We start from the raw sequence: 16801 nt of genomic DNA on the forward strand, positions 1-16801 counted from the left end.
TCCTGTTCTAAGATTTGGACTTTTTCAGTGGCCTCCCTTGTCGGTGAAGGGGACTGCGACTACAAGACACTGTCGTAGCATCTCCTCAAATTCCAGTTCAATGTCTTGGAGCTTCTAACCTTGCTGAAGGTAATCTGCTTCACTATGTTCTGTATTAGGGCCTTTTGTGATGGGAGCCATCACAGTCATGTTCGTCTGAATTTTAGAAATTAAATGATAGGTGGATTAATGAATCTTTGGAGGTTCAGACTTCATCGTATCGTTAAGCTGGGTCACAAAAACACCTTCGTTCGGGCCAGGGTTATTTCGAAACATTTTCGCTTCTTCGATCAAAACTTCGTCTGTATCCGTGCCAAGTATCTTTATCGTTGCATCAATGAATCTCGCAAGTGGCATTGCACGCGGTTCATCGTTATTGCTCTGAACCCATGGCGGTACAATCTCAATTACTTTTACCGATGTGTCTTTAAGCAGGTATCTTTGGGCCAGCGTATAGGTATGAAGTGCTGCCTTTGTCGCGGAGTATACAGCAGTTGCCGCTAATGGAACAAATCCAAGTATCGAAGTCGTGTTGATGACAAAGGCTTCTTCTTTGGACTTCAAATGGTCGATTAATACAGAAGTTAACCGAATCGGACCTAACAAGTTTGTGGCGACTGTCGAAACCAAAACATCCTCATTGATCACGCCCGCCGCGTCATCGGGTTGAATGATGCCTGCGTTGTTAATCAAGACATTCAAATCCGGGAATTCTCCGATTAACTGCTTGGCTGCCCTCTCTATACTGGTAGGGTCTTGTACATTCAATTCCATTGCGGACATTCCGGGATTCGCTTTGATTGTCTCTTCCAAACGCTCCTTATTTCGTCCAGAGATAATAACTTTATTTCCAAGATGGTGGAGCGCTTCTGCTAACGCACGTCCAATTCCCGAACCGCCACCTGTAATGAAAATCGTGTTTCCTGTAAGTTTCATGATGATTCCTCCTTTTCATTTGGACCATATGTTGAATTATCAATATATGTTTTATATAGTGAATGTATCAGGGCGATAAATGGGGCTCAATGGTTAAAACGAGCTCGGTTGTTGATTTTTCAACAGAGGGCTTTGAAGTGTTTATTTTTTGAAAGGGATAAAGGGGAGAATGAGATGACCAGGCGTATTCAAAAATCGAGACAAGCGATTATGGATGCTTTTATGAAGCTGATGTCAGCAAAAGAATTCGAGAGCATAACGATCAATCAGATTGCGGTAGAAGCAAATGTCAATCGAGGAACGGTGTATTTGCATTTCGATGACAAGTACGATCTGCGCGAGCAATGTATAACAGCTCAAATTAACCAGTTACTTCGACATTGTATGTCAGGAGATGACCTAGTTCATCTTCCTTCCAAAACCGCATTACTTCAGAGTTTTGAATATTTGGAACAGCATGCTTCTTTCTACTCCATAATGCTGAAGAGTAAGGGAAGCACAGTATTTCGAAATCAAATGGAGACCATGTTTAGGGAAAATCTGAGTGAGCATCTGGATTCAATCAATCTCGATAAGGAAATGAACAGGGACATTACGGTACAATTTTTAACTTCAGCAACAGTGGGTATATTGGAATGGTGGATTATCCGTTCGATGCCATATCCTCCGTCGGTCATGGTTGAACAATTTTGGAATTTGCTTAACCGAGGTGTCGAAGGACACGAATATTATTCCATGGGGAGTCGCTAATTTGGCGGCTTTTTTTGTATGAATGAAGACCTGCAAATTAATGAAGAATTTTCTCAGGTTAGATAGGGGGAGCGGGTGATAGTTAAGAGTATTAAAATATCTTGAGCCTCGTATGAATATGCACATTTTAAGACTTTGATTTTTATAAATGCACGTCTATTGTTACAAAGTCATTGACTGTTAGAGCTTATCTTTGAGAATGTCAAAGTTTTTATGCCGATAAGTGGATTATTTAATATGTGCATTGAACTAACGGGACACGTTAGTTGAACGACAACAGCGGCAGTACTTTATTTTCACCGAACATCAGCAAATCAAAGAAAACATTAACATTTTCCAATGAAAGCGCTTTATGAAACTAATATGTCATATATTCTAACACCCATTTCTACAAATGAGTTAAACAGAGTTTGGGGTAGTTGAACTAAGTTTTAATTATAATATAATTAAATAAAAGTAGAATTTTTTTGAGGTGGAATTTTCGAAGGTAATAAATATATATAGCTATATTTAAATATAACTAGATATAAATAAATAATAATTAGGAGGAATGGATATGGAGCCAGCGTTGGCGCGTCACCCTTGTTACAATGAAGAAGCCCATCATCATTTTGCCAGAATGCATGCTGCGGTTGCGCCGCGATGTAACATTCAGTGTCATTATTGCAACCCGAAGTTTGATTGTGTCAATGAAAGCAGGCCGGGGGTCGTAAGTGAGATCATTACTCCACAGGAAGCCTACGACAAGGTTAGTCAGATTGCGGCAAGCATGCCGAACCTCTCTGTAGTTGGAATTGCGGGGCCCGGTGATCCTTTGGCGAATCCCGAGGCAACCTTCGATACCTTTCGGCTCATTGCCAAGGATTTTCCTGACATTCACTTATGCTTAAGCACGAACGGGCTGATGCTGCCGGATTATATTGATGAAATTTGTGAACTTGGCATCCGTCACGTAACGGTTACGCTCAACGCTATTGACGCGAACATCGGCAGCCAGATTTATGCTTTTGTAAGGTACAACGGAACCCTATATAAAGGAAAGGAAGCTGCCGCTTTATTAATGAAGCGACAGTTAGAAGGGATTAAAGGGCTGACTGAAAGAGGGGTTCTGTGCAAAGTAAATTCCGTTATCATACCAGGCGTGAACGACTCGCATCTTTCAGAGGTTACCCGGGAAGTGAAGAAATTGGGGGCTTTTTCTCATAATATTATGCCGCTTATTTTGTCCCCGGGAAGCAGGTTTCAAAAGGATGGTTTCAGGACGCCGACGTTGGAGGAAATCACCAAGGTGCAGCACGAATCGTCTCGTATCATGCCGGTCATGCGTCATTGCAGGCAGTGCAGAGCAGACGCTGTCGGGCTGCTTGGCTCCGACCTCAGTCAGAATCCTGAAATGCTTCCTCGTAATCAGGGGTATTCAGCGGAACAGCGCGAGAAGCTTCAGCAAGACATTCTCTCAAGAATGAAACAGGCTGGAGCGGATGCAGCTGCGGACTGGAGCGAAGATGAATGGAGCAATGCCGTGCGCATTGCCGTTGCCACAAGAGGCTCCAATGTAATCAATCAGCATTTTGGGCATGCCAAGGAATTTCTCGTCTATGACGTTCTAGAAAGCGACATTCGTCTCGTGGGGGTGCGCAAGGTGCAGGCCTACTGCAATGGAACGGCGGATTGCAGTTCAGGCGAAGAACCGTCCTCACCGCTACATGAGACGCTCGAAATGCTCAAAGATTGCAAGATGCTGCTATGCTCGGGAATAGGGAAAGGTCCAAGCGAGAGGCTGCGGCAGGCGGGCATCATCCCTTTAATCAAAAAAGGGAATATTGACGAGCAGCTGATCGAGAACGCGCGGTATATGGGCTATTTCAAGAGAGATTAAAGGCGAGGTGCTGGCGGATTTCCGGTTATTAACCGGTTTGGTGCCTCTTCTGCCGTAAGTGTGGGATATCGGGGGACGGCGGACCGGATCAATGCTGTTGGCAATGTATTAATCAATAGGGAGAGTGCATACCGATGAAAGTGGCGTTCGCATCCATAAACGGCAGGAGTCTTGATAGTCATTTCGGACAGTGTCCGTCATTTTCTATATTCGAGTTTTCGGAAAAAGGTTACAAGTGGCTTGAATCAAGGTCTGTCCTGGATCGCCCTATCAATGGAGAGGAACATGATAAGGCTGATCTTCGGGTTAAAGTCATTAAGGACTGCAAGCTGGTGTTTGTCAATAATATAGGAAACGATGCAACCAAGAAAGTAATGAAAGCGGGAATCATGATTCTTAAAGCTGAGGAGGGGTCCGAATTGATTCCACATTTGGAAAAGCTCCTTCAGATGCTTAAAGAGCGTCCTCCATTATGGTTAACCAAGGTTCTCTATCATTCGGAGGAACAATAAATCCATATTCTATTTGGGAGGAATTAGATCATGTCAGAAGTAGCGGATTCAGAAGAACTGCTGCAGGTGTTTAGTATTGAGTATGACCCCCAGTTGCTGGCGAATCATCGGGTTACCTTTGCTCTACTGCTCAGACAATATTTAAACCAGGCCAACTGTCTGGATGAGGAGATTCTTGTAGGTCCCGATGGAAAGGCCGATTTGTCGCATCCTACACACTCGATCATTCGCGTATGTCTGGAAAGTGCTTGGGCCGATTTGAAAAGTGGAGAAAAATGGGGCAAGTATGACAAAACGGGGGGCAAAGGGGGGCGTCAGTCCAAATCGTGCGGCTCCTGCAAATCTTCCTGCTAGGATTAACTTGTACCAAACTGGCAAAGTTCATAAAGTCTTGTTAAAGTGCACTCCTTGGAATGTTCATTGGAACCCTTCTGGGCTTATCTCAATGAATTCTAAAGGGGTGCATTTTGCTCTATGGACGGCCTTTTCAGGAGAATTTATGAAAGCGATCTAAAACTATCAATAACATGCCCGAAAACAAGTTGTGTTATATTATCTAACATAAATTTTGAATAAATTGCTATGGGGAAAGAGAAATCCGTCGAATTCGTTGACCGTTCCGTGTTGCAAAGGCTAAGATAAGGTCAACAAAACAAAAACACATCACAAGATGTCAAACAAAATAACATCAAGCGGGATGTAGGAGGCGCTTTGACGGGTGTCTCTCAAGAAATAGTGGGAGGTGAGATAAACGGCGTCAGGAAAGGTGACCTGAACTTTACGGATAGGAAAGTGGTTGTAAAAAAAGACTAAACCGAAAAATGAGAGGAGCTATTTCAAATGACAAGAAAAATCGCAATTTACGGTAAGGGCGGCATTGGTAAATCCACGACACAACAAAACACGGCTTCGGCAATGGCTTATTTCCACAAAAAACAGGTGTTCATCCATGGCTGCGACCCGAAGGCCGACTCCACCCGGATGATTCTCGGCGGCAAACCGCAAGAAACATTGATGGATACGCTGCGCGAAACCGGTGAAGAATCCATCACGGTCGACAGTGTAGTAAAAACGGGTTATCAAGGTATCCGCTGCGTTGAATCAGGCGGTCCGGAACCGGGTGTTGGTTGTGCGGGACGCGGCGTTATTACCGCAATCAACCTGATGGAAGACCTTGGTGCTTACACTGAGGACCTCGACTTTGTATTCTTTGACGTATTGGGCGACGTTGTATGCGGCGGTTTCGCAATGCCGATTCGCGAAGGCAAAGCAGAAGAGGTTTACATCGTGGCCTCCGGTGAGATGATGGCCATTTACGCAGCTAACAATATTGCACGCGGTATGCTGAAATATGCGGATCAGAGCGGCGTCCGGTTGGGCGGTATTATCTGTAACAGCCGTAACGTTGATAAAGAATTAGAACTTATGGAAGAATTCACTACCAAGCTTGGCACTCAGCTGATTCACTTTGTACCACGCGACAACATCGTTCAAAAGGCGGAATTCAATAAAAAATCGGTTATCGAATTTGACGCTGCAAGTAATCAAGCTAATGAATATTCGGAACTGGCACGTAAAATTATCGAAAACAAAAGCTTCGTAATTCCTACTCCGCTGACCATGGACGAGCTGGAAGATATGGTTACCAAGTACGGTATTGTCGACTAATAGCAATAATAAAATGCGGATAACAACGTATAAAAGCGGAAATGGTAAGGCCATTTTGTTAAGGAGGTATGGAACATGCCATTAAAACTATTAAAATGTGACGTTACCATCCCTGAACGGGAAAAACACGTATACATCAAGGAACCGGGGGAGGATACCACTCAATACCTGCCGATTTCCAACGCTGCCACCATCCCGGGGACATTGTCGGAGCGGGGCTGCAGCTATTGCGGAGCGAAGCTGGTAATCGGCGGCGTCCTCAAGGATACCATTCAAATGATTCATGGTCCGGTTGGCTGCGCGTACGATACCTGGCACACGAAGCGGTATCCAAGTGACAACGACAACTTCCAGTTGAAGTATGTCTGGTCCACCAACCTGAAAGAAAAGCACATCGTATTCGGCGGCGAAAAGCAGCTGAAGCAGAGCATCATTGAGGCTTTCCAGGAAATGCCCGATATCAAAAGAATGTTCATTTATACCACCTGTGCGACGGCGCTGATCGGAGACGACCCCAAAGCCGTAGCCAAAGCAGTGGAAAAAGAGCTTGGCGATGTGGATATCTTTGTAGTTGAATGTCCGGGATTTGCCGGCGTCAGCCAATCGAAGGGACACCACGTACTCAATATGGGGTGGATCAACGAGAAGGTTGGTACTCTGGAACCGACCATTACCAGCCCTTATACGATTAACTTTATCGGTGACTATAACATTCAGGGCGATTCTCAGGTGCTGGAGAAATATTTCCACAAGATGGGCATTCAAATTATCGCCCACTTTACCGGCAACGCATCGTATGACGATCTGCGCGGCATGCACAGAGCGCAACTCAACGTAGTGAACTGCGCCCGCTCCGCAGGCTATATCGCCAATGAACTCAAGAAACGGTATGGTATTCCGCGTCTTGATATCGACTCCTGGGGCTTCGAATATTGCCAGGATGCTCTTCGCAAAGTCGGCGCATTCTTCGGTCTTGAAGATAAGGCTGAGGAGGTTATTGCCGAAGAGGTTGCCAAATACAAGGAGCAAATGGAATGGTACCGTGCTGGCTTGAAAGGCAAAAAAGTATGTATCTGGACGGGCGGCCCTCGCTTGTGGCACTGGACCAAAGCTTTGGAGGATGACCTTGGAATGACCGTCGTGGCAATGTCCTCCAAATTCGGTCACCAGGAAGACTTTGAAAAAGTTATCGCCCGCGGCAACGAGGGTACCATCTACATTGACGATGCCAACGAGCTTGAATTCTTCGAAGTATTGGAAATGGTAAAACCGGACCTGGTTCTGACCGGACCTCGCGTTGGCGATTTGGTGAAGAAGCTGCATCTGCCTTATATCAATGGTCATGCTTATCACAACGGTCCGTACATGGGCTTTGAAGGCTCTGTCAACATGGCCCGCGATATGTACAACGCCATCTATTCGCCGCTGATGAAGCTGGCGGCAATCGATGTTAGAGAAAAAGCCGCTCTGGAAGTAGGCGTGTAACAAGACCTGTTGATAAGGAGGTAGCGAAGAATGAGTGATAAAGTGGAACAATTAACGAAATTCATTCAGGAAAAATGCTTATGGCAATTCCTCTCCCGCACATGGGACCGCGAGGAGGCCATATCCGGTGTAATCAAGATGATCGAAACCCTGCAAACCGGCGGTCAACCGGTAATCGAAACACCGATTGACAAGTGTCATTATGCCGATGCCAAAGTACTGCTGACGGATATTAATAAAGCTTTTTCCTGGTTCGGTGAATTGAAGGCCGACCAGCTTGGCGAAGTTCTGCACGGTGCTGAAGCGCGTTTGAAGCAAATCACCATCACCGGTTCCTTGAACGGTGAACTGAATCATCAATTGTACTAATCGTGATAAAGGGAAAGAGGTGACAGATATGTCTTTGGAGCTTAAACAAAAAGAACGATGCGGTATTATTAACCCTATGTACAACTGTCAGCCTGCTGGCGCGCAGTTTGCCAGCATCGGAATTAAGGATTGCATTCCGCTGGTGCATGGCGGGCAAGGCTGCAGTATGTTTGTCCGTCTTCTGTTCGCGCAGCATTTTAAAGAGAACTTTGAAATTGCGTCTTCTTCGGTTCATGAGGAAGCGGCTGTATTCGGAGCGGTCAAGCGGATTGAGGAAGGTGTCATGACGCTGGCACAGCGTTATCCGGACCTTAGAGTGATCCCCATTATTACAACCTGCTCGACGGAAACGATCGGTGACGATATCGAAGGAACGATCCGTAAGGTCAACAAAATGCTGGAGGCTGAATTTCCTGGCCGGGAACTTCACCTGGTTGCCGTCCATACGCCAAGTTATAACGGAAGCCATGTCTCCGGTTATAACGTAGCGGTTCAATCCCTCACGAAAACCCTCGCCAAGAAAGGTGAGCCCACTGGCAAGATTAACTTCTTCACGGGCTGGCTGAACCCGGGCGATGTGAAGCAAATCAAGCATATCTTGAGCGAAATGGGTGTGGAAGGAAATATTCTGCTCGATACGGAAACCTTCGACGCTCCGACCATGCCGGGCAAGGATGCCTTTGCCTATGGAAGCACAACGGTAGAGGATTTCGAGAACAGCGCCAACGCTAAAGGCTCCATCTCTTTGTGCAAGTATCAAGGGGCCAGCGCTGCAAACTTCCTGCAAACCCAATTCCAGGTGCCGTCCGTTGTGACCAATACGCCAATCGGCATTAAAAATACGGATTTATTCCTGGAGGAAATCTCCAAGATGTCCGGTCAGCCTATTCCGGATTCTCTTGTGGAAGAACGGGGCAGAGCGATTGATGCGATGGCCGACCTGGCTCACATGTTCTTTGCCAACAAGAAAGTGGCTATTTTCGGCGATCCCGACCTGGTCATCGGTTTGGCTCAATTCTGTCAGGAGGTTGAGCTGGAGCCTACGCTGCTGCTGCTCGGAGACGACAACTCCGCCTATGCCAAAGACGAGCGTCTTGCGGAACTGGAGAAGAACGCAACCGCTCCAATGGAAGTGATTTGGAACGCTGACCTTTGGGAACTGGAACGCCGCGTAAAAGAAGGTCAACAAATTGATCTGATCATGGGTCATTCCAAAGGCAGATATGTCGCCACGGATAACAAGATTCCTATGGTTCGCGTCGGCTTCCCGACCTTTGACAGAGCAGGCTTGTGGAAGTATCCGGTCATTGGATACAAAGGGGCGGAATGGCTGGCAGAAACTATTGCCAATACGCTGTTCGTCGATATGGAATACAAGAAGAATAAAGAATGGATCTTGAACGTCTGGTAAGAAGCTTTCAAGCTGGTTTTTCAAGGGGTACCTAGCCGTACCCCTATTACTCATATTAAGAAAACAAAGCGGAAGGAGCGGGGAAAATGTCTATTGAAACAACATTTTCGGATAGCATCGTCTTTCATGGGCCATTGAGCGAGCTATACCAGCTGGCAAAAGAAGGGAAAATCAAAACCAGCTTACAGGGCAGTCATACCCGTCCCTGCAAATTCTGGACGGCGACGAAAATATTGAGCGGTATCCAGAATTCCGTAATTATTGCCCACGGGCCCAGCGGTTGCGCCTTCGGCGTCAAAAAGGCTTACAAGTTGACGAATTCCCGTAATAGCGGTTCTCCCTATGAAGCGGTCATCAGTACGAATATTGATATGAAGGGAGTCGTTTACGGCGGCGAGAAGGAACTGAAAGGGGCAATACGTGAAGTTGACAACAAGTATCATCCTGACGTGATCTTCGTTTCGACCAGCTGCGCCACAGGCATCATCGGCGATAATGTGGATGCTGTTGTGGACAGCTTGAAGGACGAGGTGAACGCAGAGATCATGACTATACATTGCGAGGGCTTTGCCGGTGAGTACCGAAGCGGCTTTGACCTTGTATTCAAGCAGTTGGTTAGGCTGATGGAGCCCCGCGATCCAAAGAGAACAGCGGCGTTGGCCAAATCCGTTAACATTGTTGGGGGTAAAATGGGTCCCGAACGGACGGAAGTGGATACGGACGTTAAAGAGCTGGTGCGTCTTGTGGAAGGAATGGGAGCTCATATCAATAGTGTCATTGCAGGAAACTGCACACTCGAGGAATTGAAGAATGCGCCAAGCGTAGCGGTAAACTGCACACTTTGCCTGGATCTTGGCTATACCATAGGCAAGGAAATGAAAGAAACGTTCGGAACTCCGCTGAATTCGACCATACTGCCTTACGGAATAAGCGCGACAGAGCGCTGGCTGCGCGAGGCGGCGAAATATTTAGGTATGGAAGATGAAGCCGAAGCTTTAATTGCCAGCGAATATGGAGCCATTCAGCAGGAAATAGAGGATGCAAAGGCGCAGCTTGAAGGAAAACTGGCTATTGTTGAAGCTCATGATGCCATTAAGGCCCTGTCGATTGCGCATATGCTGGAAAAAGATTTCGGCATGCGGGTCGTTATCTATAATTTTCACCCATGGAGTACGGAAGCAAGAGAAACGAGCATCGACTATTTGCTGGAAACGGGGATGGACCCGGAAGTGTTGATCACAAAAGGAACGCTTAAATTCGGCAAATACGAATCCATGAAGCAAACGGAGGAAGAGCTGCTGGCCTTTCTCGGAAGCGTGGACCCGGCGTCAACGGTCTATTTCGGATCGTCGCTCAGTTATCCGGCCATTCCGGTGGTTGATCTGAACGCCATTCTGAATCGTCCGCGCTTTGGCTTTCGCGGCGCGTTAAAGGTTGCTCAGTGTATTCTGACATCGATGCAATATTCGTTCCGTCCGCGCAGCTGGCTGACCAAGAAAATGGTATTTCCCGAGCAGTCCCAAGGATTGGCCTCCGCTTCATCCCTCACGCCTAAATGGAGCGAAGAAGCGCCGGATTGCACGCTGTATGCAGCGGAAAGGAGGAAGGGAAGATGTATGATGAATTAGAGTTCAGCCACTGTAGCCACAGCAAGGACCCGATTATCGGCTGTGCGCTTGAAGGAGTGGCGAATGTGATTGCCGGAATCAAGGACGTCAGTATCATTATCCATTCTCCCCAAGGCTGCGCATCGACTGTTGCGACGGCTTTCGATAAGCACGAAATTGATTTTACCAGACGAAAGGTGGGCTGCACCCGCTTGTTCGAGACGGATATCATTATGGGCGCTTCCGAGAAGCTGGCCAGCATGATCCGGGAAGCGGACCGAACGTTTAACTCCAAGGTCATGTTTATCGTAGGCACTTGTTCCGCTGACATTATCGGAGAGGATATTGACGGACTATGCAGGGAGATGCAGCCGGAGATTAAGGCCAGGCTGATTCCGGTTATGGCGGGGGGATTCCGGGGCGACAGCTTCGCCGGCATTGATATGGGGCTTGAGGCCCTGCTGCCCTTGATTCCGAAGCAGGAGATCAAGCTGGTTAACAAGGTAAATCTCATTCTCCCTCAATCCAATCTCAATCCGACATGGCAGGCTGATCTCCTATGGGTCAAAGAGGTTCTCCGGGAGATGGGAGTCGATGTGCTGTCGGTGCTTCCCCACAATATGGCGCTGGAGGAGCTGGAAGAAGCGGGATTGGCCTCTGCCAATATTTTGTTAAGCCATGATGCCGGTTATAAGTTTGTGCGCAAATTGGAAGAGCGGCATCAGATTCCGTTTATCCTCGGTGATGTTCCCCTGCCTGTCGGATTATCCAATACGGCGCGTTGGTTAAGGGCGGCCGGGGGTTACTTTGGAGCGGAGGAGAAAGCGGAGGAGATCATTACCCGGGGGGAAAAGCTTGTTGTAGATACGCTTCGGAAGAGAGCCTTAATGATTATTCCCCGTTACAGAAATTGCAGAGTGGCGTTATCTGCGGATGCGACTTTAGGGATTGGCATGGTTCGGATGCTGTTCGAGGAACTCGAAATGATACCCGAATTGGTGCTGCTTCACTCGGGTACCCAAGAGGCCCGTGAGCTCTTAGTTAACGAGTTGAATGAACTTGGGCTCACGTCTGGCGTCGCTTTCTCCGTTGATGGTTATCAGCTAAAGCAAGCCATTTCGGAAGCGAAGACGGATGTAGTGATCGGATCGGCATGGGAGAAGTATATGGCGGAGGAAGCGGGGATCAAAACTTCCTTTGACTTGCTTAGCCCGACCAACCGGGATGTTTATATGGATAGGGCTTATTTTGGATACGAAGGTATGCTCAATATGCTGGAGGTATTCGGGAATGATTGGGAGCGTTCCTATCGTTCCAAAGCGATCAATTGGGAGCAATTTGCGTGATCAAGCCATGATGCCGGGAATTGATTAGAGGAGAGAGGTGCGGAAAATGGTTTCGCTTATTGATTATACACTTGACGAGGCTTTGCGTCGGCGTATTCCCCAATCGGCCATTGCAGGAATACTGGATACTCTGCAAAAGTACAATGTTGAGATGCATGACATTTCGTTAGAGCATATGCCGGAATACAGGAATATCTTAAGCGACGCCGGTCTATTAGAACGGCTCCGCTGCAGAGCAGCTCCTTCAATTTCCGAATTGTCCAAAGCGCGCGGAATGGGGTTCAAGAAGATGGCTGTTGTATGGTCCAATAAGCTGAACCCTTTATCCCTATCGAAGCTTGAAGCGGCATTATATGCGGTGCGTAATGCGGGAGCCGAGCCATTCTTGTGTATAGAGGATGCTTCGCGATCCTATTATGCGGAGTTTGACGTGTATTGGCCGATTATAGAGCGATATGATGTGCAAAGGCTGATTTATTGTGACAGCAGCAGCGCTATGGATCCGTTCATCGTTCGGCGCAGCTTGATGGAGCTGCTGGAGACGGCGATCTGCCCGGTTGAATTCTATGCAAGCAATACTTTCGGTCTGGCAACAGCGAATAGTCTTGCGGCACTGAAAGCAGGGGTAAAGCATATTGGTACATCCGTCAATGGAGTCGGACCGAAGGGAAGAACGGCCATGGAAGAATTACTGATGGCCGTGCGCCATTTATGGAAGCGGCAGACGCCACCGGGATATACGCTGGCCGATGACTGCTCTTCGATCTTGTCGGCAATGAAGATGGAGGTGCGGGTGGATAAAGCCATCATCGGCGCCAATGTGTTCGCGCATGAATCCGGAATTCATGTGGATGGAATTGCCAAAAATCCGGAGTTATATGAAATGATAAAGCCCGAGGAAGTGGGGCTTAAACGGCAATTGGTGATTGGTAAGCATTCGGGCACCGCTTCGCTCAAATACAAATTCAGCGAATGGGAAATGGAGCTTGAACAGGACGATGCCGTTCAGATGCTGGAGCAAGTGAGAGAGCTCGCCGAACAACAGAAGAATCCTTTAACGGACCTTCAGCTTATGGATCTGTACCGGAGACGGCTTATTTTTATACATGAGTAATTATATGAATACCCCTATTGGAAGAACGGAAAGGAGAGGATTAGAATGCAGTCAAAGGTTTCGTTCGAGCTTGTTGATACCACGATGCGCGATGGGGAACAAACGGCGGGTGTTGTATTTTCCCAGGAGGAAAAACTGCAAATGGCTGTAAAGCTTGATGAGGCAGGCATACCCTGGATTGAAGCGGGGATTCCGGCTATGGGCCGCCGCGAACAGGAGACACTCAAAGAAATGCTGTCGCTGCCGCTTCGAGCGACTCTCATTGCCTGGAACAGAGCGGATGAAGCCGATATTCGCGCTTCCATAGCTTGCGGCTTCTCGCATATTCATCTGTCTCTCCCGGTATCCGATCTTCATATTCAGTTTAAGCTCAAGAAAAGCCGCGAATGGGTGCTGGAGCGCCTTCAGCATATTTTGCAATTTACGAGAAGCTTTGGCTGTACGGTATTTGTGGGAGCGGAAGATGCTTCAAGGGCGGACCCCGAATTCCTGCTTCAATATGCGGATGTGGCGTCCCGCTTCGGGGCCGAGCGTCTTCGTTATGCGGATACGGTCGGCTGTCTGGACCCTTTCGAGACGTTTAGCAGAGTAAATCATCTTGTAAGCAGATCCAGCCTGCCGGTGGAATTTCACGGCCATAATGATTTTGGACTTGCCGCAGCGAACACTTTATCGGCGTTTCATGCAGGCGCGGCGCTGGCAAGCGTGACGATTTCGGGTATCGGGGAAAGAGCGGGGAATGCCTCATTGGAGGAGGTTGCCACTTCGATGTCGCATCTGTATAGATTCTCATGCGGCCTACAGCTTCCTGTGCTGCCTGAGCTAACGCATCTGCTCTCGCGGGCGAGCGGCAGACCCATTCAGACTTATCGGTCAGTTATGACCGCGATGAACGGGTAGCCGATGAGTCAGGATACGTTCTATACCATTGACGAAGTCGCCAAGCTGCTAAGAGTTTCAAAATTAAAGGTATACGACATGGTAAAGAAGAGGGAGCTTCCATTTTTTCGGGTCGGCAGGCAAATCCGGATTGACTCCACAGATATCAGCCGCTTTAAAGTCAAAAAATTGCTGATGGGTGTGCCTGTGCTTGTGATTAGGCTCTCACGGCAATATAGAGGAATATATGTGCAGAGAGGAAATCCTTTACGCATTCAGAACTCAAATGATCTTGCCCGTGAAGACATTTGTTATTACGCCCGTAATCCAGGTCCGGGGTCGATCTCCGCAAGCACGGATCTTGAGGCTGCGCTGCAAGTTGCCAATGGCGCCGCAGATGCATCTATTGGGATTGAGTCTTGTGCCTTCAAGGCTAATGTGGACTTTATTCCGCTTACCGAAGAACTGCATGATCTTGTGGTTCTAAGAACACCGCAGAACTTGAAATTAATCGGCGAGGTTGCGGATATCATCCGTTCAGAGCCGTTTCGCAAGGAGCTGTCCGTTATTGGAGGATATGATTTGACGGAAAGCGGACGTGTTGTTTATGAAGCGATATAGCGGGCAAAAGGAAGGATTGCATGCATAACCGGCCAAGCGGTATACCGCCTGGCCGGTTTGTTTGTGCTCTAAAATACGTGATATTTTCCGATATAGGGGCAAAATTGGCAACGTATACATTATGGCCGTGAAATCGATTACATAATGTCTGTGTAATAATACATGACACTCATGTTGAACTTAATAGTAACCCTTCCAAATTCCGTTGACTGGAAAAAGGAGTCAAAGTAACATTGAGAAAAAACACGGCTATTGTGTGATGAAACTTAACAAATGTGGAGGTGTTTACTGTGGAGTATGTCAAAAAAGGTGTCATTGAATCAAGCGATGTGCTGCTGAAGCCGGATTCGTACCGAAGCTCAAGCAGGAAGAAGGCGTCTATCCTTACCGTGCTCGCCGCTGTACTGATTGCCGTAATCTGTATTTCCGTTACTGTGGGCAGATATTCGGTTCCGCTGTCAGAAATGATGCACATTCTCTGGGGAAAGCTGTTCGGAGCTACTCCTGCATGGTCGCTTTCTGTAGAGACAGTGCTGCTGCACGTTCGAATTCCCAGAATTATTAAGGCCCTTTTGGTGGGAGGAGCTTTGGCGGTTTCCGGAGCGGCTTATCAAGGGCTGTTTAAGAATCCGATGGTGTCTCCCGACATACTGGGGGTATCATCGGGAGCCGGCTTTGGCGCTTCCCTGGCCATTCTGTTCTCCTTCGGAACGATTGGAATCCAGCTTGCCGCTTTCGGCTTCGGTCTTGGAGCGGTAATACTCACCTTCTTCATCAGCGCTATCATCGGACGCGGTAAAAGCTCCATCCTGGTACTGGTGCTTACCGGAATGGTGATCTCCACCTTATTCGCCTCGTTCACCTCAATGACGAAATACCTTGCCGACACGGAAAATAAATTACCCGATATCACATATTGGCTGATGGGCAGCCTGGCTCGCTCAACCAGCCTGAAAGACATCATCATTCTTCTTGTTCCTGTTCTTGTAGGCAGTATCCCGCTCTTCCTGATCCGGTGGAAGCTGAATGTGCTCTCCTTCGGAGAGGAAGAAGCCCAGGCGCTGGGGATTAACACTACTAGCCTGCGGCTGCTCGTCATAGGCTGCGCAACGCTCCTGACAGCCTCAGCTATTTCCGTAAGCGGCATGGTTGGCTGGATCGGACTCATTATTCCTCATGCGGCCAGGCTTATCGCCGGTCCCAATTACAAAATGCTTCTGCCTACGTCCATTCTGATCGGCAGCGCCTTCCTGCTGCTGGTGGACGATATCGCCCGCAGCGCATTCGCTGTTGAAATTCCTCTCAGCATACTTACCTCGCTGATTGGCGCACCCTTTTTTCTGTACCTGCTGTTACAGGGAAGGAAGGCATGGATATGAAGCTGGAAATCAAGAACGTCTCTTGCGGCTACGGTTCAAAGGTTGTGCTAAGCGGCGTATCCATGGAAGTGAATTCCGGAGAAATCCTGAGTCTTCTGGGACCTAACGGAGTGGGGAAAACGACTTTATTCAAAACGATGTTGGGATTCTTGAAGCTTATTGACGGTGAAATCCTGCTGGATGGTCAGGATGTGAGAAGCTGGTCCAGGAAGAAACTGGCAGGCGCAATCGGTTATGTCCCTCAGGCGCATACGCCCCCGTTTCCTTTTTCCGTAATTGATGTGGTGCTTATGGGGCGGGTGGCTCACCTGGGCGCTCTCTCCTCTCCCTCTGGCAAGGATGTAAAGATCGCCGACGAGTCGCTTGATTCTTTGGGAATTTCTTATCTGAGGGACCGGATTTATACGGAAATCAGCGGTGGGGAACGGCAGATGGTGCTGATCGCCCGCGCGCTAACCCAGAAGCCCGACATACTGGTCATGGATGAGCCTACCTCGAATCTCGATTTTGGTAATCAGATTAAGGTGCTGAAGCAGGTTAACCGCCTGGCCGAACGGGGACTTGGCATTGTGATGACGACTCATTTTCCGAATCATGCTTTTCAATGTCCTGGCAAAGTGGTGCTGCTGCAGCGAAATAACCGGTTTGTTTATGGAGAGGCGGATGAAGTCGTAACCGAGAATCATCTGCGCGCCGCCTATGGCATTGATGTCGTTATCAAGGATATCATGCTGCCTGGCGGGAATGCCGTTCGCTCATGTGTACCATTAATTAATTAATAAAAAATATTAAAGTGGGGGTAATGC

General features: G+C 47.9%; 16 protein-coding genes. 15 read left to right on the forward strand and 1 reads right to left on the reverse strand.

Translation table 11 applies throughout. The features are described 5' to 3' along the window. Positions 1-225: 225 nt before the first annotated feature. Positions 226-975, reverse strand: coding sequence for an SDR family oxidoreductase (locus tag L691_RS0124875; RefSeq protein ID WP_025692936.1), 750 nt, complete (start codon positions 973-975; stop codon positions 226-228). Positions 976-1149: 174 nt separating this feature from the next. On the opposite strand from L691_RS0124875, the gene L691_RS0124880 reads away from it, so the two are divergent. The 15 genes from L691_RS0124880 (at position 1150) to L691_RS0124955 (ending at position 16774) form a co-directional block, all read left to right on the forward strand. After that, positions 1150-1725 carry a TetR/AcrR family transcriptional regulator gene (locus L691_RS0124880; RefSeq protein WP_025692937.1) on the forward strand — a complete coding sequence of 192 codons (576 nt, stop codon included), beginning with the start codon at positions 1150-1152 and terminating at the stop codon, positions 1723-1725. Positions 1726-2281: 556 nt separating this feature from the next. Continuing rightward, the gene (nifB, locus tag L691_RS0124885) at positions 2282-3604 is read left to right on the forward strand and encodes a nitrogenase cofactor biosynthesis protein NifB (RefSeq protein WP_025692938.1); all 1323 of its coding nucleotides are present in this window, start codon (positions 2282-2284) and stop codon (positions 3602-3604) included. A gap of 134 nt (positions 3605-3738) precedes the next feature. Continuing rightward, positions 3739-4116: a NifB/NifX family molybdenum-iron cluster-binding protein gene (locus L691_RS0124890; protein WP_025692939.1), complete on the forward strand. Its 378-nt coding sequence runs from the start codon at positions 3739-3741 to the stop codon at positions 4114-4116. Between the two features lie 30 nt (positions 4117-4146). Further along, a complete protein-coding gene (locus tag L691_RS0124895; protein WP_025692940.1) occupies positions 4147-4470 on the forward strand; it encodes a hypothetical protein in 324 nt (107 codons plus the stop codon). Positions 4471-4956: 486 nt separating this feature from the next. Then, positions 4957-5784, forward strand: a complete 828-nt coding sequence (nifH, locus tag L691_RS0124905; RefSeq protein WP_025692941.1) for a nitrogenase iron protein — start codon at positions 4957-4959, stop codon at positions 5782-5784. Positions 5785-5859: 75 nt separating this feature from the next. Then, positions 5860-7269, forward strand: a complete 1410-nt coding sequence (gene vnfD / locus L691_RS0124910) for a nitrogenase vanadium-iron protein, alpha chain (protein ID WP_025692942.1) — start codon at positions 5860-5862, stop codon at positions 7267-7269. Between the two features lie 30 nt (positions 7270-7299). Further along, positions 7300-7638, forward strand: coding sequence for a Fe-only/vanadium nitrogenase subunit delta (locus tag L691_RS0124915; protein WP_025692943.1), 339 nt, complete (start codon positions 7300-7302; stop codon positions 7636-7638). A 28-nt stretch (positions 7639-7666) separates the two neighbouring features. Next, positions 7667-9049, forward strand: a complete 1383-nt coding sequence (locus tag L691_RS0124920) for a nitrogenase component 1 (RefSeq protein WP_025692944.1) — start codon at positions 7667-7669, stop codon at positions 9047-9049. Positions 9050-9135: 86 nt separating this feature from the next. Beyond that, positions 9136-10677, forward strand: a complete 1542-nt coding sequence (locus tag L691_RS0124925) for a nitrogenase component 1 (RefSeq protein ID WP_025692945.1) — start codon at positions 9136-9138, stop codon at positions 10675-10677. Then, positions 10662-12002 (forward strand): nitrogenase component 1, encoded by a 1341-nt coding sequence (locus tag L691_RS0124930; RefSeq protein WP_025692946.1) that lies wholly within the window; start codon positions 10662-10664, stop codon positions 12000-12002. The genes L691_RS0124925 and L691_RS0124930 overlap by 16 nt, the downstream gene beginning before the upstream one ends. 46 nt (positions 12003-12048) lie before the next feature. After that, positions 12049-13116, forward strand: coding sequence for a homocitrate synthase/isopropylmalate synthase family protein (locus L691_RS0124935; RefSeq protein WP_051459455.1), 1068 nt, complete (start codon positions 12049-12051; stop codon positions 13114-13116). 45 nt (positions 13117-13161) lie between these two features. Next, on the forward strand, positions 13162-14016 hold the full coding sequence (locus L691_RS0124940) for a beta/alpha barrel domain-containing protein (RefSeq protein WP_025692948.1): 855 nt from the start codon (positions 13162-13164) through the stop codon (positions 14014-14016). A gap of 3 nt (positions 14017-14019) precedes the next feature. Beyond that, positions 14020-14616, forward strand: a complete 597-nt coding sequence (locus L691_RS30155; protein WP_025692949.1) for a substrate-binding domain-containing protein — start codon at positions 14020-14022, stop codon at positions 14614-14616. Between the two features lie 290 nt (positions 14617-14906). Then, complete coding sequence (locus L691_RS0124950) at positions 14907-15995, forward strand: FecCD family ABC transporter permease (RefSeq protein ID WP_025692950.1); 1089 nt, start codon at positions 14907-14909, stop codon at positions 15993-15995. Next, on the forward strand, positions 15992-16774 hold the full coding sequence (locus L691_RS0124955) for an ABC transporter ATP-binding protein (RefSeq protein ID WP_025692951.1): 783 nt from the start codon (positions 15992-15994) through the stop codon (positions 16772-16774). The genes L691_RS0124950 and L691_RS0124955 overlap by 4 nt, the downstream gene beginning before the upstream one ends. Positions 16775-16801 lie beyond the last annotated feature (27 nt).

The organism is Paenibacillus zanthoxyli JH29 (genome assembly GCF_000520715.1).
Taxonomy (GTDB): Bacteria; Bacillota; Bacilli; order Paenibacillales; family Paenibacillaceae; genus Paenibacillus_AQ; species Paenibacillus_AQ zanthoxyli.

What these genes read in the sequence shown, in the direction of transcription:
- nifB (WP_025692938.1), top strand. Translation starts at nt 2,282, where the DNA reads ATGGAGCCAGCGTTGGCGCGTCACCCTTGTTACAATGAAGAAGCCCAT.
- L691_RS0124940 (WP_025692948.1), top strand. Translation starts at nt 13,162, where the DNA reads ATGCAGTCAAAGGTTTCGTTCGAGCTTGTTGATACCACGATGCGCGAT.
- L691_RS0124920 (WP_025692944.1), top strand. Translation starts at nt 7,667, where the DNA reads ATGTCTTTGGAGCTTAAACAAAAAGAACGATGCGGTATTATTAACCCT.
- L691_RS30155 (WP_025692949.1), top strand. Translation starts at nt 14,020, where the DNA reads ATGAGTCAGGATACGTTCTATACCATTGACGAAGTCGCCAAGCTGCTA.
- L691_RS0124875 (WP_025692936.1), bottom strand. Translation starts at nt 975, where the DNA reads ATGAAACTTACAGGAAACACGATTTTCATTACAGGTGGCGGTTCGGGA.
- L691_RS0124890 (WP_025692939.1), top strand. Translation starts at nt 3,739, where the DNA reads ATGAAAGTGGCGTTCGCATCCATAAACGGCAGGAGTCTTGATAGTCAT.
- L691_RS0124955 (WP_025692951.1), top strand. Translation starts at nt 15,992, where the DNA reads ATGAAGCTGGAAATCAAGAACGTCTCTTGCGGCTACGGTTCAAAGGTT.
- L691_RS0124895 (WP_025692940.1), top strand. Translation starts at nt 4,147, where the DNA reads ATGTCAGAAGTAGCGGATTCAGAAGAACTGCTGCAGGTGTTTAGTATT.
- vnfD (WP_025692942.1), top strand. Translation starts at nt 5,860, where the DNA reads ATGCCATTAAAACTATTAAAATGTGACGTTACCATCCCTGAACGGGAA.
- L691_RS0124930 (WP_025692946.1), top strand. Translation starts at nt 10,662, where the DNA reads ATGTATGATGAATTAGAGTTCAGCCACTGTAGCCACAGCAAGGACCCG.
- L691_RS0124935 (WP_051459455.1), top strand. Translation starts at nt 12,049, where the DNA reads ATGGTTTCGCTTATTGATTATACACTTGACGAGGCTTTGCGTCGGCGT.
- L691_RS0124915 (WP_025692943.1), top strand. Translation starts at nt 7,300, where the DNA reads ATGAGTGATAAAGTGGAACAATTAACGAAATTCATTCAGGAAAAATGC.
- L691_RS0124880 (WP_025692937.1), top strand. Translation starts at nt 1,150, where the DNA reads ATGACCAGGCGTATTCAAAAATCGAGACAAGCGATTATGGATGCTTTT.
- nifH (WP_025692941.1), top strand. Translation starts at nt 4,957, where the DNA reads ATGACAAGAAAAATCGCAATTTACGGTAAGGGCGGCATTGGTAAATCC.
- L691_RS0124925 (WP_025692945.1), top strand. Translation starts at nt 9,136, where the DNA reads ATGTCTATTGAAACAACATTTTCGGATAGCATCGTCTTTCATGGGCCA.